The sequence below is a fragment of the Yersinia artesiana genome, from assembly GCF_902726545.1.
GTDB lineage: Bacteria > Pseudomonadota > Gammaproteobacteria > Enterobacterales > Enterobacteriaceae > Yersinia > Yersinia artesiana.
The window spans coordinates 1-18,710 of record NZ_CACVAD010000072.1 but is presented as its reverse complement, the minus strand read 5'-3'; the positions used below and the strand labels follow the sequence as shown (position 1 = coordinate 18,710).

Sequence of the window (18,710 nt, the reverse complement as noted above, 5' to 3'; positions counted from 1 at the left end):
TTATAAAATTGTGTTTTTGTTTGGTTTGACTATCTATTTCGCTTAATTTCTTCTCTTTACATAACATAAGATCCAAGTTTTTATTATATTCAGTAACTTCTGTATTCATTTTTTTTTCTGTCACCAGATCAAGATCTTGAGATCCTTGATTACCTTGCAATAATAAAGTGAACGATTTTTTTATTTGCGTGATTTCATGTGCTAAATGATAACTGAGTAGCGTAGTGCCTATACCTCCTTTACAACCAAGTACACTAATAAAGAAGGCTTTCCTTTCGGTTTCTATTTGAATGCCTTTTAGTAATAGCTGCGTTAGTTCAGCCGACTGTGACTGAACATTTAAATATCGTATTCCTCGCTCAGTAAATTGTTGTGCAATACTGATTGAGTCAATATCTCCGACTAATACACACCAACAATCTCGTGGTGTATGTTTTTTTATTAAATCTACTATATTTTCTATATTGCTATCATTGCCGATATCAACTATTGTACCAATAGTTTGTTCAGGTAAAGATATTGATTGGGCAGTAAAGATATCCTTATTTATCTCTTTAATATTCTTCATGTCAGCTAGTCTTATTTTTTCAGAGACCTTCTCTATCAGCCAGCTTCTGTTGGAAATAATGACAATGGCATTTTTTGTTTTACTGTCATTTTTATTGATTAAATCTTTATTTAAAATCAGCTGCATACGTCACCATTAATAGTGGTTGATTCTTGTTCTATAATTATAAATAGCATTGCTCTACCTTTTATAATTAACCTCATTTAATAAAACCTCCTTTGCGCAGAAATTCTCTGGCTATTTTTTCTCTTTTTTCTTCCTTGATAGAGGTAAAATTAAAAAAACGCTCTAGAGTTGAGGTATGCATGAAATTAGGCAACTCAACATCTTTTTCGGAGACAGGGTTTACCAGATTTACTGTCGCGATCACTATCAATTCAGTTTGATTTTGTTCTGTTTGTGCATTGCGGAAAAATGCACCTAATATGGGGATATCGCCAATCAGTGGGATTTTTTTCAGTGATTCTCTCTCCGTATTGCTGATCAGTCCGCCTAAAATGAAACTTTCACCATCCCCCAGCTCTAATGTCGTTGCTGCTTTACGTGTTCTTAAGGTAGGGTAGGAATCCCCACCTGTAATATTAAATGTCTTCCCTATGCTGCTAACTTCTTCATTTAAAATAATCCGAATACGTTTTTTATCATTAACTTTCGCACCAATATTTAATTTTATCCCAAATTCTTTGTAACTGACTTCTCTACTATTTTGTGTGGTACTTACAATAGGTATTTCGCCACCAACCAAAAAAGAGGCACTCTCGCCTGATAATACCGATAGATTGGGTTCTGCTAAAACGCGAGCAATTGCGTTATCGTTAATAGCATGAACTAATGTACTAATTCCTTTTGCATTGAATTTAAAGAATTGGAAAGAACCAACGGAATCACCTACGGTGCTCCAGTTTACCCCAACATTTTCAGTAAAATCTTTTGTGACTTCGGCGATAGTGAGCTTTACATTTACCTGGTTGGATTGAGGTAATTTTATTTTATTGATTATGCCTGGATAATCAAATGTATCCGTCGGTTGGTTTTCGTCGTTTCCTCTTCTTTTGCTGCCAATAGACTCACCAATAATAGTGGTAATAGTGTCTTTAGCTTCCTCTGATTCTGCTATGCCTGTTAGCACATAACTATCACCTATTTTATTAATCTCTATGTTACTGTCTGGATATTCGAGTTGTACTCGCTTATGTGCAGTAGTAATGATGTTATTGACAAAAACTTTGGATTTCAAAATTGGTTTGTTGTTTTGATCGAACAAAATAAATTCTGCTATCCCTTCCTTTTTTGCGTAAACAATAACGCTATTTTTACCAATAAGTTCATAATCTGCTACAGCTGCCGCAGAAACAAAGACGGTATCTATTTCATCCTGTGTATTAAGGATATATGATTCGCCAGTGGCTAAATAAACTGGTTTAGCATGTACTTTATTCACCAATGCCTGCCAGGCTATAATAATGGACAGAAAAAACAATATTTTCCAGTTTATACTTATATAGCCTGGCCTCAGTGTTTTCATCCTCTTAGCTCTCTCGTTGTACGTAGTTTAGGGATAATGTCATATAAATTTATTGATGTACTTTTGTCATCATTATTGTTATCGGTTAGTGTTAGTAATACATCACCAGATTTTTCAGCTATATGTATAATTTCAATGTCCTCTGTTTTTATTATGACGGAAATATAACCTACTAATGTATCTTCAGTCTTTTGATTCTTGGTGTTTTTTTCTGATAATTCACTGCTCGAGTACTTTTTTATCCTTACTACCTTCATGTTGGGTATTATTTTGTTCAATGAATAACTTTGTTTTTTTCTATCATTTATTTCTTTTGTATTAATAGCGGTGCCATGTTCCATCCCTTTGTTTTTATCTGTCTCAAGAGTTATCAACTGAAGAGCAAGCATATTGCCAATACTCAGTGTATCCAGTAAATAATCATCCTTTTGTTTTATATGGAATTTATAGATAACCTCGCCTTTCTGCAAACTTAGATGATTAAATTCATCACTTTCTGGTGAGACTAGCATGTCTCTTGTGATATAGGAGCCAGAGAGTATATTCGTTTTTAATAAATAACTGTTAATGTTTGAAACTTCTGATATATCATTTTTTATTAGTTCGCTTGACTCTGGAACCTTGATTTTTTCTACAGCATAATCTGTATGACTTAAGAGGGTGCCTGGAAGTAAATCACTGGTAGCTTGTGCTAAAACAATAGTGACTTTTTTTTCATTGCTTGTTGTAGTGAGCTTGTTCAATATTTTTTTATCATCTTCAGATCCCATCAGTATACCGGTGATACCTATCGCAATAATAAGTAGGGAGAGTAATAAAATAAATTTTCGATTCATAATAATAGCCCTGCGTTATCTGAAGCGATGCAATTGTCATTTAGGAAAAAAAAGATATTAAGAAGCCAGCAGAAATCGCCACAGCATAAGGAACTCCTCTCTGTTGAATATCCGCTCGGTTAAACAGCATACCTATTATCATTACAACTCCGCCCATAATTGCCGTATAGAGAATAAAATTAAACGATTGCTCTGTATTCAATATAATCAGCAATACGGTTATTAATTTAACATCACCACCCCCAATAAGTTTGAAATGAAAGATAATATAGCCCAGTAACAATGCTAATAAAGGGGTAACGAGGTTAACCGTATTGTATCTAATTAAACTTAGTACCAACGTATTGAGAGCAACTATTATCACCCATTTATTACTGATAACACGGTGGCGAATATCGCTATAGCAGATTATCAGTAATTGCAATACTAAAAATGTGGTTAACGATATCTGTAATATATTCACTACTCGTCCTGCGTTGAATGTGACTAGTATGGCAACCTGAGGCTGCCATACTATTATCGAGTAATTTTAAATTACTTCGCTGGGGTAAGGACTGCTGTTTGAGTATCTGTGACCAATTTTTCCGTCATATCTGTTAGTGGTTTTTTGGCTGCAGCAATAAGGACACCTGCCAAAGCAATAACCATAACGTATTCAATAATAGAACCTCGATTGTTCTTCAGAAATTCTTGTACATTAACCTGTGTTGCTACATAGCCTTTGGTCATTAAATTCATCATGATTTTACTTTCCTTGTTGGGAATCTTCCCGATTTTTTAAAATAAGAATTGAGTAGGTATATCGCTACTACCCGAATTGATATTTTCATAATCACCTCGTTCGTAGTGGTAGCTATTAAATATTTTTTCTGGTGGAAAATCCTTTTTTTACCATTATTTGATCTTCATAAATTATATTTATTTTAGCTGAAGCATTAAGGATTTGGTTTACCACCACTGAGTAAGATAATAATGACTAAAACTGAGAGAAATGAGAGCCAGCAAAAAGAAAAAAATGCGAGTAATGAAATCAATTTTTTCCAGCGGTAACTTTGCAAAAAATTCTGTTTGCTGGCTGGTTGAAGAGTCTGTGGAATGACACTCTCCGATGGTAAAGAGCGTATGTCTAGCTGAGGGGGGGCAGGGAGAATAGCTATCTGTTGTATATCATTATTGTCATGCTGTTTTTCAGGGTCTTTGGAAACCGTTATCTGGCTCACTGAACCGGTATAGCGAACTCCTTTGCGCGGAATAGTATGAATAAGGGATTCTTTCAGCCCAACCTGAATAAATGCCTTACGTAACATATAGAGTTGCCCATAATAACTACTTTCACTGACAGCCCCACGCTGTTCTTTCCATACTTGATTGATAATCTGTTCTTTTTCAGTGACTCCATTAAGCAACAGCTGTAAAAATCTAAGATTATTTTCAGTTAACATGACGACTAAACCATTAGGGCCATTTAAACAGCGTTGTGCGGGAGAAAATAGCACCGTTCCTTCTAATTTAAACACAATCTCATTTGTCTCCATTTTGGCAGCTACCTATCCTGTATAAGGTGTATATTTATTTTGATTGCTTTAAGATCTCATCTCACCTTGCGTTAATAAGATTTATGCTAAGTGAGTATTTCTCTTTGATATTGTGTGCGTGAAAGTAGTAGTTGTACCATGTCATTACGGTTTTAATGGTTTTTAATTTGCTGTTTGTCTATTTTTATTTTAATTCTTAAATGTATTTAAATAATGATCCGACGTATTCTTGCATGATGTAATTGTGATTAACAAGAAGATATTTAGCATGGCTATGCTATTTATTATCATTAATTATCACGATTTATTATTTGTTTATTATTTTCTATTTATCCCTTGATTGTGATTTTCGCACAACTCTTCTGTATTATTGATGAATTCTTCAATTTTTAAATCTCAATATATTAAATATAATATTTATTTTCCCTATAATGACATTGCAAGTAGATAAAGAGTGAAATAGCGCTAAGTTAAACCGAAGGTTGGAGTAGACTGTATCTGTCTTAGTGCTGCAACAGTTTGAGGTACAGTGAGGCCATAATGACCATGGATCTGTTTTCTCAGTTACCCAATGAACCTTGGGTTGAAGAGTTAGCTCCTGGAGCTTTTGTTTTACATCATTTTGCCCAAGAGCAGGCACCCTCGCTGTTGGCTGAGATCACAACTATTACCTCTGTGGCTCCCTTTCGACATTTAATTACCCCAGGTGGCTACCGGATGTCGGTCGCCATGAGTAATTGTGGTGCGTTAGGATGGGTCTGCGATGCTCGGGGTTACCGCTACAGCTCGATTGATCCGTTAACAGAATTGCGCTGGCCCGCCATGCCGCAAAGTTTTATGTCGTTGGCGGTTGCTGCGGCGCAACAAGCTGGTTTTGTGGATTTTCAGCCCGATGCCTGTTTGATAAATCGTTATGAGGTGGGGGCTAAGTTATCCTTGCATCAGGATAAAGATGAGTTGGATTTACGCCAACCCATTGTCTCCATTTCGTTGGGTCTGCCAGCGGTATTTCAATTTGGCGGTGCATCCCGCGAGGCTAAATGTCAGAGAGTTTTATTGAGCGAAGGTGATGTGGTGGTGTGGGGTGGGCCATCTCGTTTGAATTATCACGGTGTATTGCCGATTAAAGCAGGATTTTCTCCCGCAACGGGAGCATACCGGGTTAACTTAACCTTTCGTCGTACTGGACGGGCTGAGAAGTTATGAGGAATCAATAAGAAAGCCCTGAGTCCAGCAAAGCAGAACGCAGGGCTATGGTAATACTTTTGAGATTTAGTGTCGTTTGCTGTCTTTTTTATGTAGCAACATATACACCGCCGGAATAACCAGCATGGAAAGCAATGGTGCGCTCACCATCCCACCGATCATCGGGGCGGCGATACGCTGCATAACTTCTGATCCCGTCCCCCCTCCCCACATTATGGGTAGCAAGCCGGCCATAATCGTGGCAACGGTCATGGCTTTGGGTCGAACTCGCAATACCGCGCCTTCGTGAATGGCAGCACTCATTTCTTTGGCCGTCATCGGTATACCGGGCCGTTGATGTTTTTTCACTGCCTGATTGAGATACAGCACCATGATCACGCCGAACTCTGCCGCTACCCCCGCCAACGCAATAAAGCCGACGGCGGCGGCAACGGAAAAGTTATAGCCCAGCCCATAGAGCAACCAGACCCCGCCAATCAAGGCAAACGGCAGGGTTGCCATAATCAAAGCGGCATCACGGACACTGCTGAAAGTCACATACAGCAGCACGAAAATGATAGTCAAGGTAACCGGTAGGACAATTTTCAATTTCGCTGTTGCCCGCTCCAGATATTCAAATTGCCCAGACCAACTGAGTGAGACGCCCTCCGGCAGTTTGACTTGCTGAGCGACGGCCTGCTGCATATCTGTGACGGCTGATTTTAAATCCCGACCACGCAGATCGACATAAACCCAATCGGATAAACGCGCATTTTCACTTTTCAGCATCGGCGGGCCTTCTGTCACTTTAATATCCGCCAGTTCAGATAATGCCACTTGCCCGCCACTGGCGGTGACAACCGGTAAGTCGCGTAATTTCTGTAGTGAATCACGAATTTCCCGTGGATAACGCAGATTGATGGGATAGCGTTCGCGGCCTTCAATAGTTTCACCGATGTTTTGCCCGCCAATCACGGTTTCCACCAACGATTGCAGCTCTTTGACCGAAACACCATAGCGGGCGGCTCGTTTGCGATCGATGTCGATATCCACATAGCGGCCACCGGCCAGCCGTTCAGATAGCGCTGAGGTCACGCCCGGCACTTTACGTACCACCTGCTCAATCTGCTGTGCCACCTGCTCAATTTGCTGCACATTTTTGCCGTTCACTTTGATCCCCACCGGGCTTTTGATCCCGGTAGATAGCATGTCCAGTCGATTGCGGATTGGTGGCACCCATAAATTGGCAATACCGGGAACATTGACTGTGGCATCCAGTTCCTCGATCAACTTATCCATGGTCATGCCCGGCCGCCATTGATTTTTGGGTTTAAACCGAATGGTGGTTTCGATCATAGTGAGTGGCGCGGGATCGGTGGCTGTTTCTGCACGTCCGGCTTTACCAAACACGGTAGCCACTTCGGGTACTGTTTTGATTAAACGATCCGTTTGTTGCAGTAAATGGCTGGCTTCTCGCACTGAAATTCCCGGTAAGGTTGAGGGCATATACAGTAAATCGCCTTCATCCAAAGCGGGCATAAACTCGCTGCCCAAGCGGCTTAGTGGGTATAAGGTTGCCAGCAATAACACCCCTGCGACGGCCAGGGTAGTTTTGGGCCGCTCCAGCACCGCGGTCAATACCGGGTGATAAAGGGCGATGAGCCAGCGGTTAATCGGATTCGCATTTTCGTCAGGAATTTTCCCGCGAATAAAATACCCCATTAATACCGGCACCAAGGTTATCGCTAAACCGGCAGAAACCGCCATGGCATAGGTTTTCGTAAAGGCCAGTGGGGAAAACATCCGCCCCTCCTGCGCCTGTAGGGTAAAGACCGGAATGAATGACAAAGTGATAATCAATAAACTGCAAAACAGAGCCGGGCCGACTTCAATGGCCGCTTGTTCTGAAATGCGCCAATAATCCTGGCTGACTGGCGTTTGACCTGGGTGATCGCGCCGCCATTGCTCCAACACTTTGTGCATGTTTTCGATCATGACGATCGCCGCATCCACCATGGCACCAATGGCTATGGCGATGCCACCCAGCGACATGATATTGGCATTAACCCCTTGATAGTGCATAACAATAAAGGCACCAAGAATACCCAGCGGCAGGGTGATGATGGCGACCAGCGCGGAACGGAAGTGGAACAAAAACAGCGAGCAGATAACCGCGACTACTAAAAACTCTTCCAACAACTTAAATGACAAACTGTCGATGGCCTGAGTAATCAAGTGTGAGCGGTCATAAACCGGCACAATTTCCACTCCGGCGGGCAAGCTGCGCTGAATCTGTTGTAGCTTATCTTTCACACCGTTGATGGTTTCCAGGGCATTTTTGCCGTAGCGCATCACAATGATGCCGCCAGCGACTTCCCCTTCACCGTTCAATTCTGCCACGCCGCGCCGCATTTCTGGCCCCATGCGCACGCTGGCAACATCAGACAGTAAAATAGGAATGCCATCACGGGCGGTAATCACAATATTTCTAAAATCATCCGGTGTTTTCAGGTAGCCGCTGGCGCGCACCATATATTCGGCAGCCCCCATTTCCAGCACTGAGCCACCGCCTTCCTGATTACTGTCGGCAATGGCGCTGGCGATTTGCTGATGAGATAGATTCAGCGCACGCATCCTTTCCGGATCAAGAATCACCTGATATTGGCGTACCATGCCGCCGACACTGGCAACTTCCGACACATTGGGTACCGTTTTCAACTCAAACTTCAGTGTCCAATCCTGCAACGCGCGTAAATCGGCCAGGCTGTGTTTGCCGGTTCTATCAATTAATGCATATTCATAAATCCAGCCGACGCCAGTGGCGTCTGGCCCCAGTGCCGCTTTGGCCTCGGCGGGCAGGGTGGATTGCACTTGGCTGAGGTACTCCAGCACCCTGGAACGCGCCCAGTAAGGATCGGTGCCATCATCAAATAAAACATAGACATAGGCATCGCCGAACATGGAAAAACCGCGCACAGTTTTAGCGCCGGGCACCGACAACATGGTGGTAGTCAGCGGATAAGTGACCTGATCCTCCACTACTTGTGGGGCTTTGCCAGGGTAACTGACGCGAATGATCACTTGCGTGTCCGATAAGTCTGGCAATGCATCCAGCGGGGTGTGTTGCAGTGACCAAATCCCCCAGGCAGCCATCATTACTGCGCCCAGCAGCACCAACAGCCGGTTGCGCAACGACCAGCGGATAATGGCGGCAATCATAAGTGGCTCCCATGAATATCCGTGCTGCTATTGGTTTTTACCGGTTGGATCTGACGGATCTGTGCGCCTTGCTCAGTCAAGGTAAAGGTGAAATTGACTTTACTGCCGACGTGGATATCCGCTGATAGTTTGCCCGGTGGCAGCAGGAAATCCATCGTCATCGCGCCCCATTTCAAGGCGGCTATCGGGCCATGCGAAAGCGTGATTGTTGAGCCATCAATTGCATTGACCTCCCCTTGTACCGAGTAAATATTGACCGGCGCTGGTGCGGTGTTATCAGCGGCTGGCACCAGGGGTTCTGGGGTGTCAGCCATTTGCGGCAGGGCACTTTGCAAGCTGGCTTCTGAATCAATCAGGAATTGCCCGGAGGTCACCACTAACTGACCATGACTCAGCCCCGATTTGATTTCTACCCAACCATCCTGAGTTTGCCCGGCACTGACTTCAACCGGCTTAAAGTGACCATTTCCTTCTGCCAACAACACGGTGTTGCGGCTGCCCGTCATCAATAAGGCTTCCTGTGGAATGACCAGCACTGGTTCAAGGGTATCTGTTTGTGTCGATTGCACATTCAGGTACATACCCGGTTTGAGCTGTTGTTGTGGGTTTTCCAAGGTGATACGCGCTTTCAGAGTGCGGGTTGCGAGATCCATATTAGGCAATAACTCACTGACTTTGCCGTGGAAGGATTCACCCGGCCAACTGGCCGTAGTAGCACTAATCTCACTGCCGATCCGAACTAAACTGGCTTGCGATTGCGGATAATCCACCACGATCCACACTGGATCGAGGCTGGCTAACTCAAACAGGGATTGCGTTGCTGTGACTTGCGAACCGGCACGGATATCCAGTTTATTGACATAGCCATTGGCAGGGGAGCGCAGTGTCACCCGAGTTTGTGGCTGGCCACTTTTTTCGACACTGCGAATCACCTCTTCCGGCATAAATTGCAGTTGTAGCCGCTGGCGTGCCGCCGCAGTCAATGCGCCGTCCCCCAATTTGCGGATAGCCAAATACTCTTGCTGGGCGGCACTCCAGTCGGGAACCCATAACTGCGCCAAGGGCTGATTTTTTGTCACCAGTTGCTGATTTGCGCGCACATATAATTGCTCGATAATGCCGTTAGCGCGGGCAGCGATGACTTGTACACTGCGCTCATCTGTTGCCACGGTGCCGTAGCCAGTAAGGCGATAGTTGAGTGTGCGCATTTCTGCCGGCGCGGTGCGTACCCCTAAATTTTGCTGTTGGCGGGCGCTTATCGTGATACCGCCATCTTCCAGGGTTTCACCGGCATAGCGCGGCACCAGTTCCATATCCATAAAGGGTGATTTCCCCGGTTTATCAAAGCGTTGACCGGGGGACATCGGATCGTACCAATACAACACCGTGCGGCTGTTTTCTGCAGCGACTTCGGGGTTTGCCGCGGCGGTTGATGTGGCATGTGATGCCGGTTTTCCGAGCAGATAACCCGCGATGCCACTGATGACGGCGACGGCCACTAACGTCAGGCTAAAATACTTTTTCATCGCACGCTCTCCTGCGGGGTCAGATAACGGATAGCAGCCCAGATACGGGCTAACTCTCTGGCGGCATTGCTGGTGTTGAGCTGGCTATCGAGCAGGGCGCGCCGGGCTTCCAGTACACTACTTAAATCGCTTTTATTGGCTTGATACTGTGCCATCATCAAATCAACACGTTGTTTTTGCAGCGGTAAAACATCGTTAACCTGTCGCTGCCATAACTGCTGTGTGGCCTGATATTGCGCCAGCAGCGTGTCGAGCTGCGCCCGATGGTCACGGGTCAGTAAGGTGAGCTGGTCGTTGGCTTCCATGGTGCGCGAGACATCCGCGGCATAGTCTTTATCCTGACGTTGCGAGCGAAATAGCGGCAGATCGACGGTTACCATCACCCCCGCCATATCCTCATACTCTTCTGCGCGTTTGGCGTAATAAACTTCAATACCGACATCCGGTATGGCCGCAATGGCTGATTGCGCCGAACGCGCTTTAGCAACCTCCGCTTCGCGGCTGGCGAGCAAGATTTCCGGATGCTGATTGATGGTGTCTCGCAATACGGTGATATCCGCCGGCAGGTGGGAGAACTTGGGCAACGGGCCATTGACATGCTGAACTTCAATGCCGGTTAACTGGGTCAGTTGGGTCTGCGCCAAAGTTACGTCGCGTTGTGCGGTGGTTAATCTATCTTGCATCGCCGCCAGGGTCAGGCGCGCATCCAACACACTGCTGGGTAATGCGCCACCGCTGGCAACTCCGGCTCGTTGCAGTGCTACCTGTTTTTCGCTCTCCCGCACTAACACCCTGGCATCACTGGCGGCCTGCTCGGTGAGCGCCAGATCCAGCCAGGCTTGCGCGGTTTCCTTTTGTAATCGGGTACGGATGGTTTCGCTGCCCGCTGCGGTTTTACGCGCTTCGGCACTGAGGGTATCGGCTTTTCTTTGCCGTTTATCACTGCTGACATAATCCTGCATGATGCCGATCCGCTGCATGGTCATGCCCTCGCGGGTAAAACGGCGGGCATTGCTGCCCCCCACTGGCAGGTTTTCGATACCAAATTTCAATTTAGGATCAGACAGTTGGGTGGCAGAACTGGCCATGTTTTCCAGCGCATTAACCTGATGCTGATTGGCTGATAGCTCGGCAGAGTAGCGCTCTGCGGAAACCAGCGCCTGATCCAGAGTGATATCTGCCGCGTGGCTCAGGGCGGGTAAACTGAATGTCGCAGCCAGCAGCAGCAGGTGGGTCAATCCCAAGCGCAACACAGCCGCAGGCCGCACCGGCAGTGGGTGATTCAATAAGTGGTTCATGATGGCTCCCGCCTTACGGTTGCTGTGCGCTAATGGCGGTGAGCTGATAGCCCTGTTCAGTCTGGCGGAAGCTAAATGTGACCTGAGTGCCTACTGGGATTGGGGTTGCAGCAAGGTTATCCGGCAGGTCAAAGGACATGGACATTGGCGGCCAGTTTAGGGCCGGAATGGCACTGTGGGCGATGGATACGCTGTTGGCATTCCAGGCTTTTATTTGCCCACCAGAGTGATAGTCATTGGTATGGGTCGTGGTGGTATCAGCCATCATTGCCCCATGGTCATGGGACATCGGCATACTTTCTGTCATTGATGGGGTGGCGGCCAACAGCGGGGCGGAGAAAAAAACAACAGCGCAAACTAAAGTGGTAACAGTGGTGGATACGGCGTTAAATAAAGCACTCATAGGAATAGCTCCAAAACATAAAATAAGCACAGCACGCAAGACGCGTGAATAATGTGGTTAAATCTGTCTGGATCTATTCTCTAAAGCGGCAGAGCGCGATTTCGGTGGGTGGCCCGACAATGGGCGGCATATGCCAGTCGAGGCGGTGAATGCGTGGGGCTTGCTGTACATCCGCTAACACTAATTCCGTGTGGGTCGGCAAAGCTGCCAGTACCAGCATCCCGCTGTCAGATTGAACTGAATCAGGAATGCAATGCTTTTCACACAGGGAGTTTTGCGCCTGACCATGAGACATTTCCATTGCCGACAACATGTGTTGCATCGGATCTGATTGTAAATGCCCTTGATGCTGACTAAAGACCGGCGAGTCGGCAGGGGCAATATCACACTGATGGCCAGCTATCGCCAGTTGGGTATTCAGGAAAAACCAGCAGGTAATCAGCAGCATACCGCACAGGCGCTTTTTACAGGCGCGCATCCGGTGCATAAGCTGTGATATTCCTTTAAATGCTGGCATGTTTACCCCAATGAAATATTGCTGTCAGCGAGTATAGGATTATCCCACTGTTTTTAGAATGGTTTTGTCCGGTTACGCTAAATAGAATGAAAGGTTGCTGAAAGGTTAGTTGGCTGAATATATTCGATTTATTTTCAAATCAATCATAAAAATGCTGCGGATTGAGGGAAAAATTTACGTTTCTTTAAATAATGGCCTTCACCCCAAATAAGCGACACCTCAGAGTGAATGCGCAATATGTCATTGTAAGTAATAATGCTTCTCAATATTCTTTGTGCTCATATAAATATATTTAAGTTGGCCGCTTGCGGGCATAGATTGGCGCGATGGGGTGCCGAATAGACTTGGGCAATGAAATCAAGAGGATTGAGTGTGGGCACAACAAATGAACATCCTGATAGCCAGCGTTTGCTAGCAGATCCTTTAGCCGGTAGTGAATCCTGGTGGCAGCAGATTGCACAGTGGGGAACGCCGCTGGTGGAGCCGATATCTGCGGATAAAGTCAGACTGACGTTTCTTTGGCGGGAGCCGGTAGCCAAGGCGGGTGATCCTGCTTATAGTCGCGTCTACATTGATGTCAACGGCGTGACAGACCATCACAGTGCTCATCCTGAAACCCTACAGCGCCTGGGCCAAACCAACGTTTGGTATTGGCAGGCTGAAGTGGAATCTGATTTCCGTGGCAGCTACAGTTTTATGCCGGTTACTGCGGAACATTGCCTGAATTTACCTGAGGGAACGCCACAAGAACGCCGACAGGCGCAGCGCAATTGGTGGATCGCCTTGATGGATTTGGCACAAAACGATCCGTTCAATCATACCGCTCCCCATGACAGCTATCGCGGAAGAGCACTTTCTGCGGTGCATTTAGCTGATGCCATCCCTCAGCCAGCCTGGCAACCGATTGATGCAGGCCAGCAACTGCCAGCTGATCCGCAACGGCTGCAACTGATTACCTGGCATAGCGAGTTGCTCGGTAACAGCCGCAATGTGTGGGTTTACCACACAGATGGCGCGGTAGAAAATGCCGAGCGGCCATTGGTTATCTTGCTTGATGGGCAGTATTGGGCAAATCGGCAACCAATATTCGGTGTACTGGATAACGAAACTTACGCCGGACATTTGCCCGCCAGTGTGTATGTGCTGATTGACATTATTGACCAGCCCCATCGCTCAGTGGAGTTACCTTGCAATCAGGATTTCTGGCTGGCGCTACAAACAGAATTATTGCCGCAAGTGGCTGTGCTACAACCTTTTACTGAGCAAGCCGCGCGCACCGTGGTGGCAGGGCAAAGTTTTGGTGGGTTGGCTTCGCTATATGCCGGATTACATTGGCCGCAGCGTTTTGGTTGTGTGCTGAGTCAGTCCGGTTCCTTCTGGTGGCCGGATGTTGACAGCAAGGCTCTGACTGCCAGGAGTGCCGAGTGTCAAGGCTGGCTGACTGAACAGGTTTGCCAGGGGCTGGGTAATGACCATCCATTGGATATTTTTATGGAAGCGGGCCGTCATGAAACTGTGATTTATCAGGTCAATGAGGCCATGAGTGAGGCACTGCGTCAGGCGGGGCATCGATTACATTATCGGGTTTATAGCGGTGGGCATGATTCGCTGTGCTGGCGCGGTGGTTTGATTGATGGATTACACCGCTTGCTCGCTCATTAAAACCGAATCCTAAATCACACCTCAAACCTCCCCTTTGGAATAACCAGAGGGGTATGCGACACCGGATCATCAATGATCAAACAGGGCATACCAAAGACATGCTCCACCAGATCTGCGGTGATCACATCGCGTGGTTTACCTTGGGTGACAATCTTTCCATCGCGCATGGCGATAATATGGGTGGCATAGCGGCAGGCATGATTCAGGTCATGCAGCACAGCAACCAGGGTATGGTTATGCTGTTGATTAAGATTGCTAAACAATTCAAGCAAATCAATCTGATGGGCGATATCCAGATAGGTGGTTGGCTCATCCAATAACAGTAATGGTGTTTGCTGAGCCAGCACCATAGCTATCCAAACCCGCTGGCGTTGCCCGCCTGATAAAGCATCCACTGACCTGTCTGCCAGTTCACTGACACCCGTGGCCTGCATGGCATCGCTGACTGCCTGCTTATCAGCCTGTGTCCATTGCTGCAATAATTTCTGGTGGGGGTAACGGCCACGCGCCACCAGATCCAGCACACTGATCCCGTCCGGTGCTTGCGAGCTTTGTGGCAATAAGCCCAAATGGCGCGCAACATGCCGGGTATCAAGGCTGGCAATATTTTTACCATCCAAAATCACCTGACCTGCCTGCGGTTTCAGTAAGCGACTCAAGGCGCGCAGCAGTGTCGATTTACCACAGGCGTTGGGGCCGACGATAACCGTAAACTCACCATCAGGAATGGCGACACTCAAGTTTTCGCTGATTATCTTGCCGTCATAACCCAAAGTTAGCGCTTCGGCCCGCAAGCGAGGGGTCGGTGAAGTGGTGGAACTAGCATTACTCATGATCGTCGAGACTCGCGGATTAAAAGCCAAATAAGATACAGACCACCGATGCTGATAGTCACAACACCGACGGGTAATTGATTAGGTGAAAACAGGTGTTGGGCGCACAAATCAGCGGCAATCAATAACAGTGCTCCCATTAATGCAGAAGCGGTCAATGTCACTGATGATGCGCCAGACAGGCGTTTGGCGATTTGCGGTGCGGCTAGGGCAATAAAGGAAATCGGCCCTGCCGCCGCAGTAACCGCTGCCATCAAAATGACACCAATAGCCATCAGGCCCAAACGAGTTTTTTCGACTGGAACACCTAAAGCGCCCGCCGCATCATCGCCCATTTCCAGCAGCGGCATACGGCGGCTCAGTAACATAGCCACCACGGCGGCAATGACAATAAACATCACTGATGGCAGGCCCTTTGCCCACGTCAAACCATTGAGAGAACCGGCTCCCCATGCGGCGGCAGTGATGGCGGCTTCCAATGAAGCGGTGATAGTCAGCCAGGTATTAAATGCGGTTAACATTGCGCCCATGGCAATACCGACAATAATCAGCCGAAAGCCCTGAATCCCCTGCCGGTAGGCCAACAGATACACCGCGATAGCAGACAGCAATCCGCCTGCCAGCGCACTACTGGCAATCTCAAAGTAGTTGCCATTGAACAGAGTGATCGCCACCAATGCGCCGGTATAAGCGCCAGCATTAAAGCCGATAATATCGGGGCTACCCAAGGGGTTACGTACCAGAGACTGAAATATGGCACCACTGATCCCCAGTGCGGCCCCGAAAATCAACGCCATCATTGCTCGCGGTAAACGCCATTGATTGACGATAATATTCGCCGCACCACTGGCATGGCCGAATAAGGCTTCAAATACTTGCCCCGGAGTGAGCGGTAATGTACCGACCATTAATGCCAGCATCGCCGCCAGCAAGCAGGCCAATAGCAGCAACCCGCCGACCATCAAGCTACGGGGCTGGATGCGCAGATTGATGGGGCCATCAGGGCGGCCAAATAGCCACGGCGGAGTGGCGGGTTTCATAGTGCAGTCATCCTCTTATTACGGCGTACCAGCCAGATCAATAAAGGCGCGCCAATGAATGCTGTCACGATGGAAACCCGTAATTCACCGGGAACCAAAAAGCGCCCCACAATATCTGAAACTAATAGCAAAATGGGGGTCATCACCAAGGTGAAAGGGAGGACCCAGCATTGATTCGGCCCGACAATCCAGCGGGCAATATGTGGCACCATCAGGCCGACAAAGGCGATCGGACCAACAGCGGCGGTAGCCGCACCACACAGCAAGGTCACTGTCACCACGGCCCAAAATTGGGTTTGGGCAATGCGTGCGCCAATTGCGGCGGCTAAATCTTCCCCCATGTGCATGGCATTGAGGGGGCGCGCCAATAGCAAGGCAATCACGCCGCCGAGCAGAATAGCGGGCGCGACAGCCGCCACTACCGACATATCACGGATATCCAGCGAGCCTGCTTGCCAGAAGCGAACCCGATCGTAGACCTGTGGATGTGTCAGTGAAATGCCAGTCGAGATCCCCAGTAATACTGCCCCGATCGCCACGCCAGAGAGTGTCAGACGCAAAGGGTCAACTCGCCCGCCACCCTGAGTTCCCACCCAATACACCACCAGTGTGGCGATCATCGCGCCGATAAAGGCCGACAGCATATAGCCGTGAATGGCATGCACGCCAAAAACAGTAATACCTATTACTACGGCAAAACTGGCCCCAGCATTGACCCCCAAAATTCCCGGATCAGCCAGTGGGTTACGGGTCAGTGCTTGAATGACGGCACCTGATAACCCCAAGGCAGCACCGGCGAGTACACCAATTAAGGTACGGGGCAGGCGCGACTCCAGAATTAAAACGCTGTCAGCATTGCTGTGTTCGCCCAGTAAACTTTGCCAGACCACTGAAAATGGGATGGCTTTGGCACCGAGCATCAAGCTGGCGGCCATCACTAGCATCAATATAACAATGCTGGTTAGTAGCCAAAGCCCACGGCGCGGTGGCGTGCATTTACCGAGAGCAGGGGCAGGTTTGAGCCGCTTTGATGAAAATTGGTTTGGGGGAGCAGTCGCTGGCATTGTCACTCTTTTTAACAAATGCTTATTGTTTATAAATAGTTATCGTTTTGATTATCATTATTATTTTCTAATATATGTTAACACGACTTATTATGAGAATGCATGGGTAAAACCCCATGCTAAGTAAGATTAATATTCTCTTTATCGCCCTGCTTTAAGATGATTAAGACTTTGCCTTAAACATTTCCTCAAGCCGTGCTAACAATTTACTCGCACTGTAGTAATCCAACCGGAAGGTATCATAACCCGCTGCATACACTCGATTGTGTTCAATGGCGGGGGTGTGAGCTAAAAACTTATTACTTTTCAATGCGCTTATCGCTGGCTGATCGCCGGAAAACAGTAAAATAGTCTCGCCATTCAGGCCCTCGGCCAACTTCTCTCCACCCAGTTGAACAATGTCTTTGCGGTGACCCATACTGGTGTTGCCCTTCACTGCATCAGGAACCTGCGCCAGTGTGAAGCCCAACTCCTGCAATAATTTTCCCTGCGCTGAATTTTCAGTCCACAAATTGGCGGTACTGTCTGCCGCTTGATAGACAAAGGCTGAGGTGGGTTGTGGTGGCAGCGTAATGTTCTGCTTTACCTCATTGAGTCGATGAGTGAATGTTGCAATGACTTGTTGCGCATCGGCCTCATGCCCTGTCGCCTGCCCAAGCAAAACCGCCAGCTCTTGCCAACTTTTGTCATCATAATTAATCACCAATGTGGGGGCGATAACCGACAACTGCTCATACAACTTCAACGCCGAATCTCCGCCAGTGGCAGAAATAATAATTAAATCTGGATTCATTCCCGCGACGGCTTCTGCATTTGGTTCCGTCTGGTATATCGGTACCAGTTTTTTAGCTTGGGCAACCTCTGACCATTGGGTAAAGAAACCTTGATTATCGGCAACGTTGGTATTGGGTGCGGTCGCCCCACTGGCAATGACCGGTGCATTGATCGCCAGTAAGGTGCCGGTGATCGTGATGCTGGTGGAGACAATTCGCATTGGTTGCTGCGTCAGTGTCACCGGGCCTTTCGCCGTTTCTACGGTGCGAGTCCATGTGGTTGCGTTTTGGCTACTTGATGAGGGGGCTTGCTCACTGGTGGTGTCGTCGCTGGGGTTACAACCGGACAAGCAGAAAATGAGGCTCAAAAAGCCCAGGCCCGGCAATATCGAACGCCATGATTTATGCTGAATGTATTTGATATAAAAGGACATAATGGCATTTTCTCTTTCGATTTAAACTCCCCCTTATCTGGGGGGAATATACAAATAAGTGTTACCAATAATATTTTTTTAATTTATTGGGAATGTGAATTCTTAGCCATAATTTACCACTCTCGGAAGAGAATGATAGTCATTATTATTCGTGTCGTCGTAGGTATTCCAGTAACGGCCTTTGCGCAATACAGCCCTCGTAAAGCAGGACTGCTAATTTGCTGTTTTTGACCCGGCCCCTCACTTCTTCGATGTTACTTTTCGTGAATCTATGAAAATTAAAATATATTTA

17 protein-coding genes are annotated in these 18,710 nt (G+C 47.1%); 2 read left to right on the top strand and 15 right to left on the bottom strand.

Annotated features, from left to right (window positions below; translation table 11 throughout):
- From HU019_RS18650 to HU019_RS18625, 6 genes are all read right to left on the bottom strand, one after another.
- The coding region (locus HU019_RS18650; RefSeq protein WP_174850513.1) for a pilus assembly protein CpaE at positions 1-694 on the bottom strand (694 nt) is incomplete at its 3' end.
- Between the two features lie 73 nt (positions 695-767).
- Complete coding sequence (locus HU019_RS18645) at positions 768-1,958, bottom strand: type II and III secretion system protein family protein (RefSeq protein WP_408068574.1); 1,191 nt, start codon at positions 1,956-1,958, stop codon at positions 768-770.
- A 131-nt stretch (positions 1,959-2,089) separates the two neighbouring features.
- On the bottom strand, positions 2,090-2,929 hold the full coding sequence (locus tag HU019_RS18640; RefSeq protein ID WP_174848853.1) for a tight adherance operon protein: 840 nt from the start codon (positions 2,927-2,929) through the stop codon (positions 2,090-2,092).
- A gap of 40 nt (positions 2,930-2,969) precedes the next feature.
- Positions 2,970-3,392, bottom strand: coding sequence for an A24 family peptidase (locus HU019_RS18635; RefSeq protein WP_174848855.1), 423 nt, complete (start codon positions 3,390-3,392; stop codon positions 2,970-2,972).
- Between the two features lie 71 nt (positions 3,393-3,463).
- A complete protein-coding gene (locus tag HU019_RS18630) occupies positions 3,464-3,670 on the bottom strand; it encodes a pilus assembly protein (RefSeq protein ID WP_174848857.1) in 207 nt (68 codons plus the stop codon).
- A 194-nt stretch (positions 3,671-3,864) separates the two neighbouring features.
- Positions 3,865-4,464 carry a winged helix-turn-helix domain-containing protein gene (locus tag HU019_RS18625; RefSeq protein ID WP_174848858.1) on the bottom strand — a complete coding sequence of 200 codons (600 nt, stop codon included), beginning with the start codon at positions 4,462-4,464 and terminating at the stop codon, positions 3,865-3,867.
- Between the two features lie 540 nt (positions 4,465-5,004).
- On the opposite strand from HU019_RS18625, the gene alkB reads away from it, so the two are divergent.
- Complete coding sequence (gene alkB / locus HU019_RS18620; RefSeq protein ID WP_174848860.1) at positions 5,005-5,670, top strand: DNA oxidative demethylase AlkB; 666 nt, start codon at positions 5,005-5,007, stop codon at positions 5,668-5,670.
- Between the two features lie 66 nt (positions 5,671-5,736).
- Here the strand turns inward: alkB and HU019_RS18615 are convergent, their stop codons facing one another.
- The 5 genes from HU019_RS18615 to HU019_RS18595 all read right to left on the bottom strand — a co-directional run bounded on the left by HU019_RS18615 (position 5,737) and on the right by HU019_RS18595 (position 12,582).
- The gene (locus HU019_RS18615; protein ID WP_174848862.1) at positions 5,737-8,868 is read right to left on the bottom strand and encodes an efflux RND transporter permease subunit; all 3,132 of its coding nucleotides are present in this window, start codon (positions 8,866-8,868) and stop codon (positions 5,737-5,739) included.
- Entirely contained in the window at positions 8,865-10,394 is a 1,530-nt protein-coding gene (locus tag HU019_RS18610) for an efflux RND transporter periplasmic adaptor subunit (RefSeq protein ID WP_174848864.1), read from the bottom strand. Before HU019_RS18610 ends, HU019_RS18615 begins: the two co-directional genes overlap by 4 nt.
- Positions 10,391-11,692 (bottom strand): TolC family protein, encoded by a 1,302-nt coding sequence (locus tag HU019_RS18605; protein ID WP_174848866.1) that lies wholly within the window; start codon positions 11,690-11,692, stop codon positions 10,391-10,393. Before HU019_RS18605 ends, HU019_RS18610 begins: the two co-directional genes overlap by 4 nt.
- 13 nt (positions 11,693-11,705) lie before the next feature.
- Complete coding sequence (locus HU019_RS18600) at positions 11,706-12,095, bottom strand: copper-binding protein (RefSeq protein WP_174848867.1); 390 nt, start codon at positions 12,093-12,095, stop codon at positions 11,706-11,708.
- Positions 12,096-12,168: 73 nt separating this feature from the next.
- Entirely contained in the window at positions 12,169-12,582 is a 414-nt protein-coding gene (locus tag HU019_RS18595; protein WP_174848895.1) for a hypothetical protein, read from the bottom strand.
- A gap of 402 nt (positions 12,583-12,984) precedes the next feature.
- Between HU019_RS18595 and fes the strand changes: the two genes are divergently transcribed.
- Positions 12,985-14,274, top strand: a complete 1,290-nt coding sequence (fes, locus tag HU019_RS18590) for an enterochelin esterase (RefSeq protein WP_174848869.1) — start codon at positions 12,985-12,987, stop codon at positions 14,272-14,274.
- Between the two features lie 14 nt (positions 14,275-14,288).
- Here fes and HU019_RS18585 read toward each other — a convergent pair whose 3' ends face one another.
- From HU019_RS18585 to fepB, 4 genes are all read right to left on the bottom strand, one after another.
- A complete protein-coding gene (locus tag HU019_RS18585) occupies positions 14,289-15,107 on the bottom strand; it encodes an ABC transporter ATP-binding protein (protein ID WP_174848871.1) in 819 nt (272 codons plus the stop codon).
- On the bottom strand, positions 15,104-16,147 hold the full coding sequence (gene fepG, locus HU019_RS18580; RefSeq protein WP_174848873.1) for an iron-enterobactin ABC transporter permease: 1,044 nt from the start codon (positions 16,145-16,147) through the stop codon (positions 15,104-15,106). The genes HU019_RS18585 and fepG overlap by 4 nt, the downstream gene beginning before the upstream one ends.
- A complete protein-coding gene (gene fepD / locus HU019_RS18575; protein WP_174848874.1) occupies positions 16,144-17,211 on the bottom strand; it encodes a Fe(3+)-siderophore ABC transporter permease in 1,068 nt (355 codons plus the stop codon). Before fepD ends, fepG begins: the two co-directional genes overlap by 4 nt.
- A 163-nt stretch (positions 17,212-17,374) precedes the next feature.
- Complete coding sequence (gene fepB / locus HU019_RS18570) at positions 17,375-18,418, bottom strand: Fe2+-enterobactin ABC transporter substrate-binding protein (protein WP_174848876.1); 1,044 nt, start codon at positions 18,416-18,418, stop codon at positions 17,375-17,377.
- Positions 18,419-18,710 lie beyond the last annotated feature (292 nt).

Coding starts and splice junctions, on each gene's coding strand:
- HU019_RS18640 (WP_174848853.1), bottom strand. CDS start 2,929: ATGAATCGAAAATTTATTTTATTACTCTCCCTACTTATTATTGCGATA.
- HU019_RS18630 (WP_174848857.1), bottom strand. CDS start 3,670: ATGATGAATTTAATGACCAAAGGCTATGTAGCAACACAGGTTAATGTA.
- HU019_RS18625 (WP_174848858.1), bottom strand. CDS start 4,464: ATGGAGACAAATGAGATTGTGTTTAAATTAGAAGGAACGGTGCTATTT.
- alkB (WP_174848860.1), top strand. CDS start 5,005: ATGACCATGGATCTGTTTTCTCAGTTACCCAATGAACCTTGGGTTGAA.
- HU019_RS18615 (WP_174848862.1), bottom strand. CDS start 8,868: ATGATTGCCGCCATTATCCGCTGGTCGTTGCGCAACCGGCTGTTGGTG.
- HU019_RS18610 (WP_174848864.1), bottom strand. CDS start 10,394: ATGAAAAAGTATTTTAGCCTGACGTTAGTGGCCGTCGCCGTCATCAGT.
- HU019_RS18605 (WP_174848866.1), bottom strand. CDS start 11,692: ATGAACCACTTATTGAATCACCCACTGCCGGTGCGGCCTGCGGCTGTG.
- HU019_RS18600 (WP_174848867.1), bottom strand. CDS start 12,095: ATGAGTGCTTTATTTAACGCCGTATCCACCACTGTTACCACTTTAGTT.
- HU019_RS18595 (WP_174848895.1), bottom strand. CDS start 12,582: ATGCACCGGATGCGCGCCTGTAAAAAGCGCCTGTGCGGTATGCTGCTG.
- HU019_RS18585 (WP_174848871.1), bottom strand. CDS start 15,107: ATGAGTAATGCTAGTTCCACCACTTCACCGACCCCTCGCTTGCGGGCC.
- fepG (WP_174848873.1), bottom strand. CDS start 16,147: ATGAAACCCGCCACTCCGCCGTGGCTATTTGGCCGCCCTGATGGCCCC.
- fepD (WP_174848874.1), bottom strand. CDS start 17,211: ATGCCAGCGACTGCTCCCCCAAACCAATTTTCATCAAAGCGGCTCAAA.
- fepB (WP_174848876.1), bottom strand. CDS start 18,418: ATGTCCTTTTATATCAAATACATTCAGCATAAATCATGGCGTTCGATA.